The 16,012-nt window shown below is 62.1% G+C and carries 13 protein-coding genes and 1 rRNA gene; 11 read left to right on the forward strand and 3 right to left on the reverse strand.

The genetic code is table 11. The features are described 5' to 3' along the window. Positions 1-148 precede the first annotated feature (148 nt). Positions 149-261 (forward strand): 5S ribosomal RNA (rrf, locus tag PSO31014_RS03960). Positions 262-526: 265 nt separating this feature from the next. Then, complete coding sequence (locus PSO31014_RS03965; protein WP_174976381.1) at positions 527-1,237, forward strand: DUF3047 domain-containing protein; 711 nt, start codon at positions 527-529, stop codon at positions 1,235-1,237. Between the two features lie 90 nt (positions 1,238-1,327). Here PSO31014_RS03965 and PSO31014_RS03970 read toward each other — a convergent pair whose 3' ends face one another. Beyond that, positions 1,328-2,524, reverse strand: a complete 1,197-nt coding sequence (locus PSO31014_RS03970; RefSeq protein WP_150550445.1) for a M20 aminoacylase family protein — start codon at positions 2,522-2,524, stop codon at positions 1,328-1,330. Between the two features lie 213 nt (positions 2,525-2,737). On the opposite strand from PSO31014_RS03970, the gene PSO31014_RS03975 reads away from it, so the two are divergent. Further along, positions 2,738-4,813 carry a molybdopterin-containing oxidoreductase family protein gene (locus PSO31014_RS03975; RefSeq protein WP_150550446.1) on the forward strand — a complete coding sequence of 692 codons (2,076 nt, stop codon included), beginning with the start codon at positions 2,738-2,740 and terminating at the stop codon, positions 4,811-4,813. Between the two features lie 67 nt (positions 4,814-4,880). Then, positions 4,881-6,026, forward strand: a complete 1,146-nt coding sequence (locus PSO31014_RS03980) for an aminopeptidase (protein ID WP_150550828.1) — start codon at positions 4,881-4,883, stop codon at positions 6,024-6,026. Positions 6,027-6,216: 190 nt separating this feature from the next. Here the strand turns inward: PSO31014_RS03980 and PSO31014_RS03985 are convergent, their stop codons facing one another. Together PSO31014_RS03985 and PSO31014_RS03990 are read right to left on the reverse strand one after the other, a co-directional pair. Next, a complete protein-coding gene (locus tag PSO31014_RS03985) occupies positions 6,217-6,705 on the reverse strand; it encodes a MarR family winged helix-turn-helix transcriptional regulator (RefSeq protein ID WP_425494846.1) in 489 nt (162 codons plus the stop codon). A 260-nt stretch (positions 6,706-6,965) separates the two neighbouring features. Continuing rightward, entirely contained in the window at positions 6,966-8,114 is a 1,149-nt protein-coding gene (locus PSO31014_RS03990) for a porin (RefSeq protein WP_150550448.1), read from the reverse strand. Between the two features lie 318 nt (positions 8,115-8,432). Here PSO31014_RS03990 and coq7 point away from each other — a divergent pair, with 318 nt between their 5' ends. The 7 genes from coq7 (at position 8,433) to PSO31014_RS04025 (ending at position 16,005) form a co-directional block, all read left to right on the forward strand. Next, positions 8,433-9,089: a 2-polyprenyl-3-methyl-6-methoxy-1,4-benzoquinone monooxygenase gene (coq7, locus tag PSO31014_RS03995; RefSeq protein ID WP_150550449.1), complete on the forward strand. Its 657-nt coding sequence runs from the start codon at positions 8,433-8,435 to the stop codon at positions 9,087-9,089. Positions 9,090-9,510: 421 nt separating this feature from the next. Then, the gene (mraZ, locus tag PSO31014_RS04000; RefSeq protein WP_026132111.1) at positions 9,511-9,939 is read left to right on the forward strand and encodes a division/cell wall cluster transcriptional repressor MraZ; all 429 of its coding nucleotides are present in this window, start codon (positions 9,511-9,513) and stop codon (positions 9,937-9,939) included. A 22-nt stretch (positions 9,940-9,961) separates the two neighbouring features. After that, the gene (gene rsmH / locus PSO31014_RS04005; protein ID WP_150550450.1) at positions 9,962-10,915 is read left to right on the forward strand and encodes a 16S rRNA (cytosine(1402)-N(4))-methyltransferase RsmH; all 954 of its coding nucleotides are present in this window, start codon (positions 9,962-9,964) and stop codon (positions 10,913-10,915) included. Then, entirely contained in the window at positions 10,912-11,256 is a 345-nt protein-coding gene (gene ftsL / locus PSO31014_RS04010) for a cell division protein FtsL (RefSeq protein ID WP_150550451.1), read from the forward strand. The genes rsmH and ftsL overlap by 4 nt, the downstream gene beginning before the upstream one ends. Beyond that, positions 11,253-13,028, forward strand: coding sequence for a peptidoglycan D,D-transpeptidase FtsI family protein (locus PSO31014_RS04015; protein WP_150550452.1), 1,776 nt, complete (start codon positions 11,253-11,255; stop codon positions 13,026-13,028). Before ftsL ends, PSO31014_RS04015 begins: the two co-directional genes overlap by 4 nt. After that, positions 13,016-14,599, forward strand: coding sequence for a UDP-N-acetylmuramoyl-L-alanyl-D-glutamate--2,6-diaminopimelate ligase (locus PSO31014_RS04020; protein WP_150550453.1), 1,584 nt, complete (start codon positions 13,016-13,018; stop codon positions 14,597-14,599). Before PSO31014_RS04015 ends, PSO31014_RS04020 begins: the two co-directional genes overlap by 13 nt. After that, positions 14,596-16,005 (forward strand): UDP-N-acetylmuramoyl-tripeptide--D-alanyl-D-alanine ligase, encoded by a 1,410-nt coding sequence (locus tag PSO31014_RS04025; protein WP_150550454.1) that lies wholly within the window; start codon positions 14,596-14,598, stop codon positions 16,003-16,005. The genes PSO31014_RS04020 and PSO31014_RS04025 overlap by 4 nt, the downstream gene beginning before the upstream one ends. Positions 16,006-16,012: the final 7 nt, after the last annotated feature.

The following is a 16,012-nucleotide window of genomic DNA, read 5'->3' on the forward strand; positions in this document are numbered from 1 at the left end:
CGTGAGGCTTGATCCTATAACCAGTGTGTTTTTCCTGGTGTGAGTGTCGTGAAGTGTGCCGATACAACTCACAACCCTACAAACGTAGTACTACGCTTCTTCCGAATTGGTTTTGTTGAGCCTCGCTCAGCAGAACATACAAGTTATGCCTGATGACCATAGCGAGTTGGAACCACCCCTTCCCATCCCGAACAGGACCGTGAAACAACTCCACGCCGATGATAGTGCGGATACCCGTGTGAAAGTAGGTAATCGTCAGGCTCCCCCTAAAAACCCCTTGCTAACTCGTGTAGCAAGGGGTTTTTGCTTTTCTGGGAAATTCCGCCTGGATCGATATCCATTTCTCGCTTAGCATCTGGCCTCGGGGTTAGCGAAAGTTCGGGGAGCGAAACAGGTGGTCGATCAGGATCGGAGCAAGCGCCATGCAAGATGGCGTGCGGGAGCTGCGTGGGTTGTTACCACCATGGTTGTCTGGGGACTCGGTGGGTGTACGTCGCAGGGAACGTCTTCGAAACACACCTCGGCGTTGACTTCGACGGTACAGAGCGGTGACATTGCCCCGCTTTCCGCTGCCGTGACTCCGGAGGGATTGCCGCCGCACTGGGAGACATATCTCGTCACCCGCAACAAACGGCTCACCCATTATGAGCAGACGATCGACAGCCAAGGCATCGCGGTGATTCGCGCCTCGGTCGATAGATCCGCGTCCGGCATCGCACAGAAGCTCAACGTCCCGGTGTACCCGGGCGCCAAGCTGACGTGGCGCTGGCGTGCCGATGCCATCCCCGCGAGTGCCGATATTCGCACGAAGGCATTCGACGATGCGCCTGTACGCATCGCCCTTGCGTTCGATGGCGATCCCGCAAAACTCACCATGCAAGATCAACTGCATCGCGAATTGGCGCGTATGGTCAGCGGTCGCGACTTACCGTTTGCGACCCTGATGTACACCTGGGGCGATGATAAATTCTCGGTGGACGATATCGTCACCAATTCTTATACCGGTCGTATTCGCTCCCTCGTTGTCGAGCGCGGTGACGAGCACCTTGGAAGATGGCAAACGTATTCTCGCGATATCGCCAGGGATTATGAGAAAGCGTTTGGCGAACCTCCAGGGCGTCTGATCGGTATTGCAATCATGAGCGACGGTGACAATACTCGATCGAAATTCACCGCATGGTACGGTGACATTCGTCTCGAAACGGATGGTGTTCCCACGACAACGGCCGCGAAATAGCGCGATCTCGTTCGAATCAAAAGCGAAAAAGCCGGCAAGTGATACTTGCCGGCTTTTCTTATTGTCGCCCGAACCCAGGGATCAGGCAGCTTACGGATGGCGTCCAAAATAGGTCTCGACCAGCGTGACCCAGTAGGTGCCGCCAAGGGGGAGCAGATCGTCGTTGAAGTCATAGCTGGCGTTGTGCAGGTTGCACGGTCCGAGGCCGTGGCCCGTGTCCCGGTGGGTGCCGTCGCCATTTCCGATGAAGACATACGCCCCCGGCTTCTCCAGAAGCATGAACGAGAAGTCCTCGGCGCCCATCGTGGGCTCCACCTTGTCGTTGACGTTTTCGTTGCCAACCACCTCGCGCATCACGTCGGCACAAAGCGCTGCCATGCCAGGGTCATTGATGGTCGGCGGGTAGTTGCGAAGGAATTCGATTTCCGCCGAGCAGCCAAGCCCCTTGGCCACGAATTCGGCGATCTCGCGCATACGGGTCTCGATGAGATCCAAGACTTCAATGGAGAACGTGCGAACCGTGCCGCCCAACCATGCCACATCGGGAACCACGTTCGTGGTGTCGCCTGCATGGATCTGCGTAATGGAGAGCACTGCGGCGTCGATCGGCCGCTTGTTGCGCGTGATGATGCTCTGCAACGCCTGCGCCACCTGCACGGCCGCAATCACCGGATCGATGCCGGCATTCGGAATGCCCGCATGGGTTCCCTTGCCGCGAAGCGTGATCTTGAATTCGTTGCTCGAGGCCATCATGGGACCAGGCGTCACGGCGAATGTACCGGTCGGCACGCCCGGCCAGTTGTGCATGCCGAACACTGCCTGCATGGGGAAGCGCTCGAACAGGCCGTCCTTGATCATTTCACGAGCACCGCCGCCGCCTTCCTCGGCCGGCTGGAAAATCAGGTAGACGGTGCCGTCGAAATGGCGATGCGTCTGGAGATATTTCGCGGCGGCAAGCAGCATGGCCGTGTGACCATCGTGACCGCAGGCGTGCATCTTGCCTTCATGCTTCGACGCGTGGTCGAACGTATTGGCCTCACGAATCGGCAGCGCATCCATATCGGCGCGCAGACCGATCGCGCGGTCGCTGCTACCTTGCTTGATGATGCCGACGACGCCGGTTTTACCGAGTCCGCGATGAATGGGGATACCCCATTGGGTCAGCGTATCCGCCACCACATCCGATGTGCGCTTCTCTTCGAAGCACAGTTCGGGATGCGCGTGAATATCACGTCGGATGGTTTGGATTTCGCCGCGAGCGGCGTCGATTTCTGGAATGAGCTTCATGTTCGGGTTTCCTGCGTGGCGCAATGGTCCATCTTACCCCTAATGACCGGGTCTGACACCTTGGTAGGAAACGTCCGAGCGCTGCACCGGACACGTCTGGAAAATGTCGCAAGTGACCGTGCCGCGGGGTGAGGCGGGGGGGAACGTAATACAATATCGTCAACGTCGCGCCGTTGGCGGTCGCGGCAATTTCGTAAAGAGAGGAGTCGTTACATGACGACCAACACCCGCGTCGTTCGGGCCGCATGCCCGCATGACTGTCCCGATACGTGCGCAATGCACGTCACAGTGGAAAATGGCGTCGCGATCAAGGTCCAGGGCGATCCGGACCATCCGACGACCAAGGGCGTCTTGTGTACGAAAGTCTCTCGATACACCGAACGAACCTATCATCCGGATCGCTTGTTGCATCCGCTCAAGCGTGTCGGACCGAAGGGCAGCGGGCAATTTGCGCCAGTCAGTTGGGATGAGGCGCTTGACGAGATCGCCACGCGACTGGGGGCGATTGCGGCACGCGAACCCGAAGCAATTCTCCCGTACAGCTACGCTGGCACGATGGGATTCGTCCAAGGCGAATCGATGGCTGCAAGGTTCTTCAACAAGCTCGGCGCGTCCGACCTCGATCGCACGATCTGTGCGAGCGCAGGCGCTGCGGGGCTGCGATACACATACGGTGCTGGCGTCGGCATGCACGTCGAACACTTTGTCGACAGCAAGCTGATTCTTATCTGGGGCAGCAATCCGATTACGTCGAGCGTGCATTTCTGGGCCATCGCGCAGGAAGCCAAGCGTCGCGGTGCGAAGTTGATCGCCATCGATCCCTATCGTTCGCTCACGGCGGAAAAATGCCATCAGCATATTGCCTTGCTGCCAGGCACGGACGCGGCGTTGGCATTGGGCATGATGCATGTCCTGATCGATGAAGACCTGGTCGATCACGAATATATTGCGCGACACACGGTGGGCTACGCGCAGCTCAAGGAGCGCGTACGACGTTACACGCCGGCTCGCGTCGCGGAAATCTGCGGTATCCCCGAAGACACAATCACGACATTGGCGCGGGAGTATGCGAACGCGAAGCCCGCGGCGATCCGACTGAACTACGGCATGCAGCGAGCCAGAGGCGGCGGGCAGGCGACCCGCGCGGTTGCGTGCCTGCCGGCGCTGATTGGCGCGTGGCGCGACCCGGCGGGCGGGCTGCTGATGTCGACGTCCGGTTACGCACCCGTCGATTCGGTGGCACAGGCACGGCCCGATCTGCGACCGCATCAGAAAAAGCCGGCCCGCGTGGTGAACATGAGCGCGATCGGTGATGCCCTTTGCCATCCGGGCGACGATTCGTTCGGGCCGAAGATCGAGGCGCTGGTGGTCTACAACAGCAATCCAGTGGCGGTGGCGCCGCAGTCGGGAAGGGTGGCAGCGGGCTTCGGCCGGGAGGATCTCTTCACGGTGGTGTTGGAACATTTCCAGACCGATACCGCAGATTATGCGGACTTCGTGCTGCCGGCAACGACGCAGCTCGAGCATCTGGATATCCACAAGGCTTACGGCCATACCTATCTGCTGGCGAACAATCCAGCCATTGCGCCGCTCGGCGAAGCCAAGCCCAACTCGGAAATCTTTCGTCTGTTGGCGGGGCGCATGGGATGGCAGGAGGCCTGTTTCTCCGATACCGACGATCAATTGGCCGCGCAATCCATTCGCTGGGACGATGCTCGCATGGCAGGGGGGGACTGGGAGACCCTCAAGCGTAATGGGTGGATCCGATACGATCTGCCGGACGCGCCTTTTGCGAACGGGCAGTTCTACACGCCGTCGGGCAAGTGTGAGTTTTATTCCGAGCGCATGCTGCAGGAAGGTTTCGATCCGCTACCCGACTGGGTGCCGCCGTACGAATCGGTGGCGAGCAATCCGGATCTGGCGGCACGCTATCCCCTGGCAATGATTTCACCGCCAGCCCGTCACTTCCTGAATTCGAGCTTCGTGAATGTCGATAGCCTGCGTGCCTCGGTGGGAGAGCCGACGCTCGATATTCATCCCTCAGATGCCGCGCCGCGAGGCATTGAGAATGGCGGCGATGTGCGAATCTTCAATGATCGAGGCATCTTGAGCGCAAAGGCTCGGGTGACGGAGAAGGCGCGTGAAGGCGTCGTGGTGGGTCTGTCCATCTGGTGGAAGAAACTCGCCCCGGACGGCAAGAATGCCAACGAGGTCACCAGCCAGCAGCTCACCGATCTGGGACGGGCGCCAACGTTCTACGATTGTCTGGTCGAAGTCGCGCCGGCATAAGACCGGCCGTCACGCCTGCCGATGCCGAGCTGACGCCGAGGAGCCTGTGATGTCTGACCCTGCTGCGATGCCCACACTGTTCCCGGGACTCTCCGCATATCGGCGTTCGACGTTGCGCGCCGCCGTGGGGTTAGCCGCCGGCTGGGCGCTACTGTTCGGTCTTGCCGGATGCGGCCAGGTTGGCTACTACGCGCAGTCGATTAACGGGCACTTCACCGTGTTGCATCAGGCGCAGCCGGTGTCCGATCTGGTTGCCGACCCATCGGTTGCTCCGCATTTGCGCACGCGGTTGATAGAAGCCGAGCAAATCCGAAGCTATGCCGTGTCCGCGCTCAGTGAGCCGGACAACGGGAGTTATCGTAGCTATGCGGACCTCAAGCGACCGTTCGTCGTCTACAACGTCTTCGCCGCGCCCGCGTTATCGCTGAAGCTTCGCGAGTCCTGCCTGCTGGTCGTCGGATGCGTCGAGTATCGGGGCTATTACTCTCGCGAATCCGCCGAGGCTTATGCGGCCGAGTTGCACCGAGATGGCTGGGAGACATTCGTCGCGGGGATTCCGGCCTATTCGACGCTGGGCTATTTCGACGATCCGCTGCTCAACACTTTCATCTATCTTCCACGCGCGGAAGTGGCGCGGATGATTTTCCACGAACTCGCGCATCAGATTCTATTCGTTCGGGGCGATACGGCATTCAACGAGTCTTTCGCCGTGACGGTGGAAACCGTGGGCGTACGGCGCTGGTTGACGGCGCACCCCGACGCAGCAATGGAATATGAGCGATACGACGCGCACCGACGCCAGTTCCGTCACTTGGTGGATGGTTATCGCAAGCGCTTGGAAACCCTGTACGACGGCTCGGAAACGGACGCGCAAAAAATCGCGACCAAGGACGCGCTGTTCGCCAGCATGCGTGCTGACTACGAGCGGTTGAAGGCGTCCTGGGGCGGGTACAAGGGGTTTGACCTTTGGTTTGCGTCCCACCTGAATAACGCCAAGATCGGATCGTTCGCGACGTATAACCAGTGGGTGCCGGCGTTCATGGCGTTATTGGCAGAGGAGCACGACCACTTGCCTGCCTTTTACGCGGCTGTCAAAAGCTTATCGAAGCGGCCAGAGGCTGAGCGCATCGCGGCGCTCACCGCGCTAGACAACACCCCGGCGGCGGCGGCTGCGCGCGACTTACTCGACAAGCCGATGCAGGCGCGGCGCTAGTCTGGCTGAGAAACCCTGCCGAACCTGAATCCGACGGTCGAAGGTCGAAGGGCGAAGGGCGAAGGGCGAAGGGCGAAGGGCGATGCCGAGCCTTGCGCGTCAACGCGGCGCAGGTCGAATGTTGGAGATCTCGGATCTAAAGTGAGCGTAGGTATAGCCGTTTCGGATGGAACACGGCGCCTCGTACCCCTCAGGCAATCACCGACTTCAGGTCGCCCAGCAGGGCATAAAGCTGCTTCTGCCTGTCTTCCGGCAGCCTTCCCAGGCGCTGCTCGATCCACTGCTCATGAGCACGAGCCATATCGGAGAACGCCTTTTTGCCGCGTGGCGTGAGCTTGATCAGAAAGGCGCGCCGGTCGTTGGCGACCGTCTGCCGCGTAACCCATCCCTCCTTCTCCAACTGATCGGTAATGCCTGTGACGTTTCCGCCGGTGACCATCATCCGCTTGCTAAGCTCCCCCATCTTCAGCCCCTCGGGATGTCGGTCGAGTTGCGCGAGCAGATCGAAGCGAGGCAGCGTGCAATCGAACTCCTGGCGCAAGCGCGATCGGATGTCCGTCTCGATCATATTGGCGCAAGTGAGGAGCCGCAGCCATAGCCGCAGGGCATCGTGCTCGCGATCGTGGGCTCGGGTTTCGAGATCGAGAGAGTCGGCGTCGGCGAGGCTCATGTTGGGCAAGGTGAAATTTACAGTATGGAAATTTTAGGTTTGAAATAAACCCTCGGTCAAGCTGGGATCGTCACGAAGTCTCGGCGTACCCTATGCTGGCAAGCGGCAAGCGGCAAGCGGCAAGCGGCAAGCGGCAAGCGGCAAGCGGCAAGCGGCAAGCGGCAAGCGGCAAGCGGCCACTGACGGCAATTGCTTCTTCGCGGGCACCATAAAAAAAGGGCACCCGAAGGTGCCCTCTCGTCAAAGCCTAAGTGACAGAAGCTGTCAGCTTAGAACTTGTGACGAATACCAGCCGTAACGGCGAACTGGTTCGTGCTTTGTGCAAAGCCTTGGCCGTTCATCGAAGCGCCGCCAGGAGCATCGTTGTTGGCGTGTTGCCACAGACCAACCAGGTACGTGTCCGTGCGCTTCGACAGGAAGTAGTCGACGCCCAGGTTGACTTGGTGGTACTTCGGCGACAGGTCGGTCGTGCCCGATGCCAGCTTCGTCCAGGTGTACGTGTAAGCCAGGCCCAGTTGCAGAGCCGGGGTCAGCATGTACTTGCCGTTCAGTTCGACGTTGTCGAACTTCCAGCTGCCGCCGCCGATGTAGTCATACTTGCTGTGGCTGTACACCAGGCCGACCGTAGCCGGACCGAAGGCGTACGAACCGCCTGCCGAAGCAATGTATGCCTTGTCGCTCGTGCCGCCAGCCGACATCGCCGTGTTCTGGTCGCCGCTCAGCAGCACGCCGCTCGAGTTGCTGCCCGGTGCGCCGAGATACAAGTAGCCAGCGCCCAAGGTCAACGGACCGTTGGCGTAGCCCATACCAACCGACCATGCACGGTTGTTCGCGAAGCCCGTGCCCGTCGAACCATTGTTGGCCGAGTTCGAGAAGCCGTACAGAGCGCCAGCGCTGAAGCCGTTGTAGTTGGCGGTCGTGTACTTGATCGAGTTGTTGACGCGGAACGAGTTGTTCAGGTTGTCGTTATCGAACGGGTGAGCGCCCGAATACGTTGCCCATTGGCTACCCGAAGCGAACGGGCCAACGAAGTCAACCACGGAGTCGTACTGACGACCGATCGACACCGTGCCAGCCGTTGCGCTGCTCAGGCCAACGTAAGCTTGACGACCGAACAGGCGACCGCCTTGTGCCGACATGCCGTTGTTGACGTTGAAGCCGCTTTCCAACACGAAGATCGCCTTCAGGCCACCGCCCAGATCTTCAGCGCCCTTCAGGCCCCAACGCGAACCTTGCAGGTTACCGCTGTTCAGCGAGATGTTCTTGGAGGTGTTGGCGGTGCCGGCAACGTTGCCGCCCGTCTTGTTCACGTACGTGAAGCCACCGTCGATGATACCGTACAGGGTCACGCTGCTTTGAGCGTGAGCAGCGCCAGCGAATGCGCCGAGCACACCCAGAGCGAGAAGCGACTTTTTCATTGAGTGATCTCCAAAGGATTGTGAGATTTGTTTAACAAGGTCACTAGTGATAACGTCCTTGCTAATCAACTTCGCGAGAAGTTGGACGTAATGTAACAAATTCACTGTGGGCGGCAAAGGAAAAGGCCCGTTTTGCGCGGGTTTGCGGCGTCCTTTGTTTCGTTTACGCAACAGCCCGCAAACCGGCGTCCAGCGGGGCTTTCATGCGTTTGCACCCGCGCAAGGCACGCCGGACAAAGGCGCGTATCATCCGTGAAGGGCGTGATGCAATCGTCTGACGTCCCACATGGTGAAAAATTGAAGTGAGTTGAAAGTACGATGTTTTCCGACAACCTGATCTCCGAACTTGACCGCGGCCTGCGAGCGATCGCCGGCGTTACGCAAGCCTCCCGCCCGACACCTGCTGTCGATGCTTCCCTCTCTTCTATATTGAGTGACGCACCGATCGGCGACGACGCGTTGACGCCGCAAGAGCGGCGGCACGTTGCGGGTCTCATGCGCGTGAATCACGTGGGAGAGGTTTGCGCGCAGGCGCTTTATCAGGCACAGAAGCTGGCGACAACACGTCCGGAGTTGCGCTCCGCCTTCGAGCACGCCGGCAAGGAGGAAGAAGATCACCTCGCCTGGACGGCGCACCGTCTCTCGGAACTCGGCTCGCGCCCGAGCCTGCTCAACCCGCTTTGGTACGCCGGCGCGTTTGCCATCGGCTTCGTGGCGGGCAAGTGCGGCGACAAAGTCAGCCTGGGCTTCGTGTCGGAGACGGAGCGTCAGGTCGAGCACCATCTTGATAGCCACCTCAACGACTTGCCACCGCACGACCTGCGCTCGCGCGCCATCGTCGACCAGATGCGCCGGGACGAGATCGAGCACGGTCAGGCGGCGCGCGACGCCGGCGGGATCGAGCTGCCGGCCCCCGTGCAGCGTGTGATGCGCGCCGCTGCCAAAGTCATGACGACGACCGCCTACCATATATAGAGCGTCTGACGCGTTTCCTCGACTGACCCCCACCTTTCGTGTCGATCTTCCCCTTGTGTGACGCGTGCCGGCCGGCAATTGCCGCGCCCTGGCTCGGCGTAAGCGCGCACTACGCGGTAGCGATAGTGCTGGCGGGCCTCCCGCAAGGCGGCGTCTAAAGTTTGAGGTTCCACATTCACTATCGCAGTTATGTCTTTAATTTTCCTGACAAAATTCCGTTTTCCGGCTTTAGGAAAGTGAGCTAAGTCATTGTTCTGTCTGACAAATTCCCTCCGAAATTCGGGTGAAACGCTTGACCGCCCAAACACTCTCCTCTAAAGTGGGAAATAGTGTGAGAAAGTGTATTTTTGTGTGGTGTAGGGCACAAAATCTTTCTCTTTCGGCATGACGGGCAGGCGGACGAAACCTCACGGGAGCGCACGTGTTTCAGGGAGCCTCGGCACTTTCACTGGATGCGAAGGGACGGATGTCGATTCCGGCCCGGCATCGTGACGTGCTGCAAGGCGACGCGCAAGGCAAGGTGACGATCACCAAGCACCCCGACGGATGTCTGCTGCTGTTCCCGCGTCCCGAATGGGAAATCTTCCGCGGCAAGATCGCCGCACTGCCGATGGACGCGCACTGGTGGCGACGCATCTTCCTGGGCAACGCTGCCGACGTCGAGATGGATTCGGCGGGGCGTGTCCTGGTGGCGCCCGAGTTGCGCGCGGCCGCGGGCATGGACAAGGAAGTCATGCTGCTGGGCATGGGCAGTCACTTTGAACTCTGGGATGCCGCGACGTACGCCGCCAAGGAACAGGCGGCGATGGCGCAAGGCATGCCGGATGCACTGAAAAACTTCACTTTTTGACAGATCAGGTGGTCCGACGAGCATGACGCACGCGGTGGAAACGGTTATGCAGCACCGCACGGTCCTGCTTGAGGAGGCCGTGGATGCCTTGCTGTGGCGCGACGACGGCGTCTACGTCGACGGCACCTTCGGCCGCGGCGGGCACAGTCGCAGGCTTCTTGAGCGGCTGGGCGCCAAGGGGAGGCTGATCGCGTTCGACAAGGATCCCCAAGCGATCGCGGAGGCGGCAAAAATTGCCGATCCGCGATTTTCGATTGAACACGACAGCTTTGCGACGTTGCGCGAGGCATTGGCCCGGCGCGGTATCGACAAGGTGTCGGGGGTGTTGCTGGATCTGGGCGTGTCGTCACCGCAGGTCGACGACCCCGCGCGCGGATTCAGTTTTCGTTTCGATGGCCCGCTCGACATGCGCATGGATCCCACGCGCGGTGAGTCGGCCGCCGATTGGCTGGCCCGGGCAACGCTGGAAGACATGACGGAGGTCATCAAGGACTATGGGGAAGAACGGTTTGCTTTTCAGATTGCAAAGGCGCTTGTTGCTCGCCGGGCAAACGCCGATCGCCTCGGTCCACTCGTCAGCACACGCGAGCTTGCCGAGATCGTGGCGGGCGCCGTCAAGACCCGTGAGAAGGGCAAGGACCCGGCAACACGCACCTTTCAGGCTCTACGGATTCACGTCAATCAAGAGCTTGCGGACTTGCAGATAGCCCTCGACGTAGCGGCCGATGTCCTCGAACCGGGAGGCAGACTCGTGGCGATCAGCTTTCATTCGCTGGAAGACCGCATCGTGAAGCGCTTCATGCAAGCGCGCTCGAGTGCGCCGGTGGTGGATCGCCGCGTGCCCTTGCGCGCCCACGAAATCCCCGAGCCGCCGTTCAAGGCCAGCCGCAAGATCAAGCCGTCCGCCGCCGAGGTGGAGGCGAACCCGCGTTCGCGCTCGGCGATCATGCGGGTCATGGAGCGGGTGTCGACATGAGCCGGCTCAATGCGCTTCTGCTCGTGTTGCTCATCGGCTGCGCGCTGTCGCTGATCAATGCCCAGTATCGGGCGCGCGGTACGTTCGTCGAGCTCAATCGCGAGCAGGCGCTCGAGCATCAATTGTTGCAGGACTGGGATCGCCTCCAGTACGAACAGAGCTCACAAAGCAAGAGCGCCCGCATCGAAAGCGTTGCACGCAACGACCTGAAAATGCAGGCCGTCTCGCCCGGACGCACGCAATATCTGTCCGCACCGGCCGGTAGCGCCGGCGCGATGGTCGACGTGCCGGTGCCGAGCGCGAGTGCCGCGTCCGCGCCCGAGAGCGGAGGCAAGCGATGATTCGTCGCAAGGACGCCAAGGCCAAGACCAAGGATGTGCAGTTCTCTGCCAGCCCGGTTCTGTCCGTGCGTCTGCCGATGTGGCGCTCGAAGATGCTCGTCTTCGTGATTTTCGGCGCATTCGGATCGCTGGTCGCGCGCGCCTTCTGGATTCAGGGCCCGGGCAACGCCTTCTATCAGCGCCAGGGTGAGAGCCGTTACGAACGCACACTGGAGATGTCCGCCACGCGCGGCAAAGTGTTCGACCGTAACGGACAGGTGCTTGCCACCAGTCTGCCCGTCAAGGCCATCTGGGCCATTCCCGAAGACGTGCCCGACGATATCTCGACGCAACAGGTGCGCCAGCTCGCGCGTCTGCTCGAGATGGGCGAGCCGGATCTGCGCCGGAAGCTGAATCAGGAAAAGAGCTTCGTCTACGTGAAGCGCCAGGTGTTGCCGGACGTGGCCAAGCAGGTCGCCGATCTGGACATCCCGGGCGTGTACCAACGCAAGGAATACAAGCGCTTCTATCCGGAAGGCGAGATTGCGGCCCACGTGGTCGGCTTCACGAACGTGGAAGATATCGGGCAGGAAGGCGTGGAACTGTCGATGCAGAAGGATCTGGCCGCCACGCCGGGAAGCCGTCGCGTCATCAAGGATCGTCTCGGCCGGGTGGTCGAGGGCGTCGACATCCTGGCGCAGCCGCGCGACGGCCATGACATCACGCTCTCGATCGACAGCAAGATCCAGTTCCTCGCCTACAGCGAACTGAAAGACGCCATCGAGCGCACCGGCGCGAAGGCCGGCAGCGCCGTGGTGCTCGATGTGCGCACGGGGGAAGTGCTGGCGCTCGCGAACCTGCCGACATACAACCCGAACAACCGCACCAACCTGACCGGCGCGCAGTTGCGCAACCGGGTGATGACCGACACGTTCGAGCCGGGCTCGATCATGAAGCCGATCACCATTGCCGCCGCCCTCGAAAATGGGCACGTGACGCCGACGTCGACGGTGATGACGACCGGCCGGGCCAACTTCTTCGGCGCGAACATCACGGACACGCACGACTACGGTCTGCTTACCGTGGCGGGCGTCATCCAGAAGTCCAGCAACATCGGCACGGCCAAGATCGCGCTGCAGATGAAGCCGCAGGAAATGTGGGACATGTTCACGAGCGTTGGCCTCGGTCAAGCGCCGAAGATCGGTTTCCCCGGTGCGGTGGCGGGACGTTTGCGTCCGGCCAAGAGCTGGCGTCCGATCGAGCAGGCAACGATGGGCTACGGCTATGGCCTGTCGGCGTCGCTGATTCAACTGGCGCGTGCCTATACCGTGTTCGCGCATGACGGCGAGCTGCTGCCGATCTCCATCTACAAGACAGATGGCAGCGTCGTGAAGGGCACGCCAGTGATTTCTCCCGCGACGGCCCGCGAAGTGCGCAAGATGCTGGAAATGGTGACGTCGCCCGGCGGTACCGCCACGCGGGCGCAAGTGATCGGTTATCGCGTCGGTGGCAAGACCGGCACGGCGTACAAGCAGTCGGGCAAGGGATACGACAAGAGCAAGTATCGCGCGTCGTTCGTTGGCATGGCGCCGATGTCCGAACCGCGCATCATCGTAGCCGTGACGCTCGACGAACCGGGGCGCGGGTCGCACTACGGCGGCGTGGCCGCCGGTCCGGCGTTCTCGGCGATCGTGGGCGGCACATTGCGCGCGTTGAATGTGGTGCCGGATTCGCCGGTAACGAAGCTCGTCGTGAGCGACAAGGTGGAGGAGAGCGAGCCATGGGCACCGTGACCCCGACGCCGCAAAACCCCGCCACGCTCGCCCTCATCGCAGACGCCGCCGAGCGCGCCACGCTGACGCAGGCGTGGGACTGGCTACGCCGTACGGTGCCGGCCGGTGCAACACTGCAGGCCGACAGTCGTCGCGTGACGTCGGGCGACGTCTTCGTCGCGTACGCTGTCAAAGGCGCCGACAGCCGCGGCTTCATCGCCGACGCCGTGGAGCGAGGCGCCGCCGCAGTGCTTTGGCAGAGCGGCGACTTCACCTGGCCGGCGTCGCTGGGCAGTCTCGCGAACGTGCCGGCGTTCGGCGTGCCGCGACTCGACTGGCTGGCGGGCCCGCTGGCCGCGCTCTGGTGCGGCGAACCGAGCGTCGGCATGACGACGTTGGGCGTGACCGGCACGAACGGCAAGACATCGTGCAGCCAGTGGCTCGCACAACTGCTGTCGAAGGCCGGCACGCGCAGCGCGGTGATCGGCACGCTGGGCAGCGGCTTTCCCGGCCATCTGACGGTGACCGGGTTCACCACGCCCGATGCGGTCCAGTTGCAGCGCAGCCTGGGCGACCTGCGGGCGCAGGGCGCGGCGGCGGTCGCGATGGAAGTGTCGTCGCACGGTCTCTATCAGGGGCGCGTGAACGGCGTGGCCTTCGACATCGCTGTCTTTACCAATCTGACGCAAGACCATCTCGATTACCACGGCACGATGGCCGAGTACGAGGCGGCGAAAACACGTCTGTTCGACTGGCCGGGCCTGAAGGCTGCGGTCATCAATCGCGACGACGCGATGGGGCAACGCCTGCTCGCGCGTCTGACCGGGAAGACGCCGGTCTATGAGTACGGCCTGCATGGCGACGCGAAGTCGGCGCATGGCAACATTGTGCTGCGCGCCGAGGATATCCGCGCGACCACTGCAGGTACGCGCTTCACGCTGCATCTCGGCGATCACAGCCAGCAGATCACCGTGCCGCTCATCGGCGAATTCAATGTGAGCAACGCGCTCGCCGTGCTGGGTGCGGCGCTTGCCGCCGGTGTGCCGCAAGACACCGCCATTGCCGGGCTCGCCGCACTCACCCCCGTGTCCGGGCGTATGGAGCAAATCGGACAGCCAGGGCAGCCGCTGGTCGTCATCGACTACGCGCACACCCCCGACGCGCTCGACAAGACGCTCGACGCGCTGCGGCCAGTGGCCTCGGCGCGTGGCGGCAAACTCGTCTGCGTGTTCGGTTGCGGTGGCGACCGCGATACGGGCAAACGTCCGCAAATGGGCGCAGTGGCGGAGCGTCTGGCCGACGCCGTCGTGCTCACGAGCGACAACCCTCGCACGGAAGTGCCGGCCGACATCATCGCGCAAATCGCCGCGGGCCTTGCGCACCCGGGCGCGGCACGTTGTATCGAAGACCGGGCGAGCGCGATTCTGCAGGCCGTGCGCGGAGCGCAAGCCGCCGATGTCGTGCTTATCGCCGGCAAGGGACACGAAAGTACGCAGGAAATTATGGGTAAGAAACGGCCGTTCTCCGACCAGGAACATGCGCGTCTGGCACTCGCCGCGCGTGCGACCACCGTGCGCGGAGGTGGCGAATGACGATGATGTGGCGATTGAGCGATGCGCAAGCCGCTGTGAGCGATTCGCGCGTGACGGGCGAACCCACGACCGGCTTCTCGCGCGTCGTGACCGACAGTCGCTCGGTGCAGCCGGGCGATCTGTTCGTGGCGATCCGGGGCGAGCGCTTCGACGCGCACGACTTTCTGGCCGACGTGGCGCGCGCAGGGGCTGCCGCGGTGGTTGCGTCGCGCGTGCCGGAAGGGTTCGCGACGCCGGCGCTCATCGTGCCCGACACGCGCGTCGCGCTGGGCGAGCTGGCGGCCGCGTGGCGCCGCCGCTTTGCGATTCCCGTGGTCGCCGTCACCGGCAGTAACGGCAAGACCACCGTCAAGGAAATGATCTCGGCGATCTTTGCCGAGGCGGTGGGCGGCGAGGCGCGTCTGGCGACCGCCGGCAACCTGAACAACGACATTGGCCTGCCGCTCACGCTGTTCCGTCTGAAGGACAGCGACAAGCTTGCGGTGCTCGAGCTGGGCATGAATCACCCCGGCGAAACGGCGTACCTCGCGGCGATTGCACAACCGACGGTGGCCGTCATCAACAACGCGCAGCGAGAACATCAAGAGTTCATGGTGAGCGTGGCCGCGGTCGCTGAAGAGCATTCAGCCGTGCTGGCAGCGCTGCCCCACGACGGGGTTGCCGTGTTTCCGGCGGAGAGCGAATTTGCGCCGATGTGGCGCGAGATCGCCGGCAAGCGCCGTGTGCTCGACTTCGCGCTCGATGGCCGCGCCGCTGTCTCCGGACGCTACGACGTCGCCACGCGCGTACTGCGTGTGGCGTCGCCCGCCGGTGAGTTTTCGCTTGCATTGCCGCTGCTCGGTGAGCACAACGCGCGCAATGCGTTGGCTGCGATTGCCTGTGCGTTGGGCGCGCATGTCGACATTGGCTCGATCGTACGGGCACTCGAAGGGTTTTCCGCCGTCAAAGGCCGTCTCCAGGTGTCAACGCTCTCCAAGGGCCCGCTCGCGGGTGTCACATTGATCGATGACACCTATAATGCGAACCCCGATTCGGTCCGCGCCGCAATCGACGTTCTGGCGCAGACGCCGGCCCCACGGGTGCTGGTGCTCGGCGACATGGGCGAAGTCGGCGACAACGGACCGGCGTTTCATCGCGAGGTGGGCGAGTATGCCGCCCAGCGCGGTATCGATCGTTTGCTCGCGATGGGCGAGCAGACGACAGCCAGTGTCGCGGCCTTCGGCGACGGCGGCGAGCATTTTTCCGACGTGACGGATGTGGCGCCGCTCGTGGCCGAGCTGAATGCCACGTTGAGCGCGCCGGCCACGATATTGGTCAAGGGAAGCCGCTTCATGCGGATGGAGCGCGTGCTTGAGCAGTTGCGCGCGACGAGTGAAAGCGGGGGCGGCAACGCCCCTGCCAAGTGATAAAGGA

Origin of the sequence: Pandoraea soli (genome assembly GCF_902459595.1) — a bacterium.
Lineage (GTDB): Bacteria > Pseudomonadota > Gammaproteobacteria > Burkholderiales > Burkholderiaceae > Pandoraea > Pandoraea cepalis.

Excerpts from the sequence above, each read along its gene's own strand:
- PSO31014_RS03975 (WP_150550446.1), top strand. The coding sequence starts at position 2,738 with ATGACGACCAACACCCGCGTCGTTCGGGCCGCATGCCCGCATGACTGT.
- coq7 (WP_150550449.1), top strand. The coding sequence starts at position 8,433 with ATGTTTTCCGACAACCTGATCTCCGAACTTGACCGCGGCCTGCGAGCG.
- ftsL (WP_150550451.1), top strand. The coding sequence starts at position 10,912 with ATGAGCCGGCTCAATGCGCTTCTGCTCGTGTTGCTCATCGGCTGCGCG.
- PSO31014_RS03980 (WP_150550828.1), top strand. The coding sequence starts at position 4,881 with ATGCCCACACTGTTCCCGGGACTCTCCGCATATCGGCGTTCGACGTTG.
- PSO31014_RS04015 (WP_150550452.1), top strand. The coding sequence starts at position 11,253 with ATGATTCGTCGCAAGGACGCCAAGGCCAAGACCAAGGATGTGCAGTTC.
- PSO31014_RS04025 (WP_150550454.1), top strand. The coding sequence starts at position 14,596 with ATGACGATGATGTGGCGATTGAGCGATGCGCAAGCCGCTGTGAGCGAT.
- PSO31014_RS04020 (WP_150550453.1), top strand. The coding sequence starts at position 13,016 with ATGGGCACCGTGACCCCGACGCCGCAAAACCCCGCCACGCTCGCCCTC.
- PSO31014_RS03970 (WP_150550445.1), bottom strand. The coding sequence starts at position 2,524 with ATGAAGCTCATTCCAGAAATCGACGCCGCTCGCGGCGAAATCCAAACC.
- PSO31014_RS03990 (WP_150550448.1), bottom strand. The coding sequence starts at position 8,114 with ATGAAAAAGTCGCTTCTCGCTCTGGGTGTGCTCGGCGCATTCGCTGGC.
- rsmH (WP_150550450.1), top strand. The coding sequence starts at position 9,962 with ATGACGCACGCGGTGGAAACGGTTATGCAGCACCGCACGGTCCTGCTT.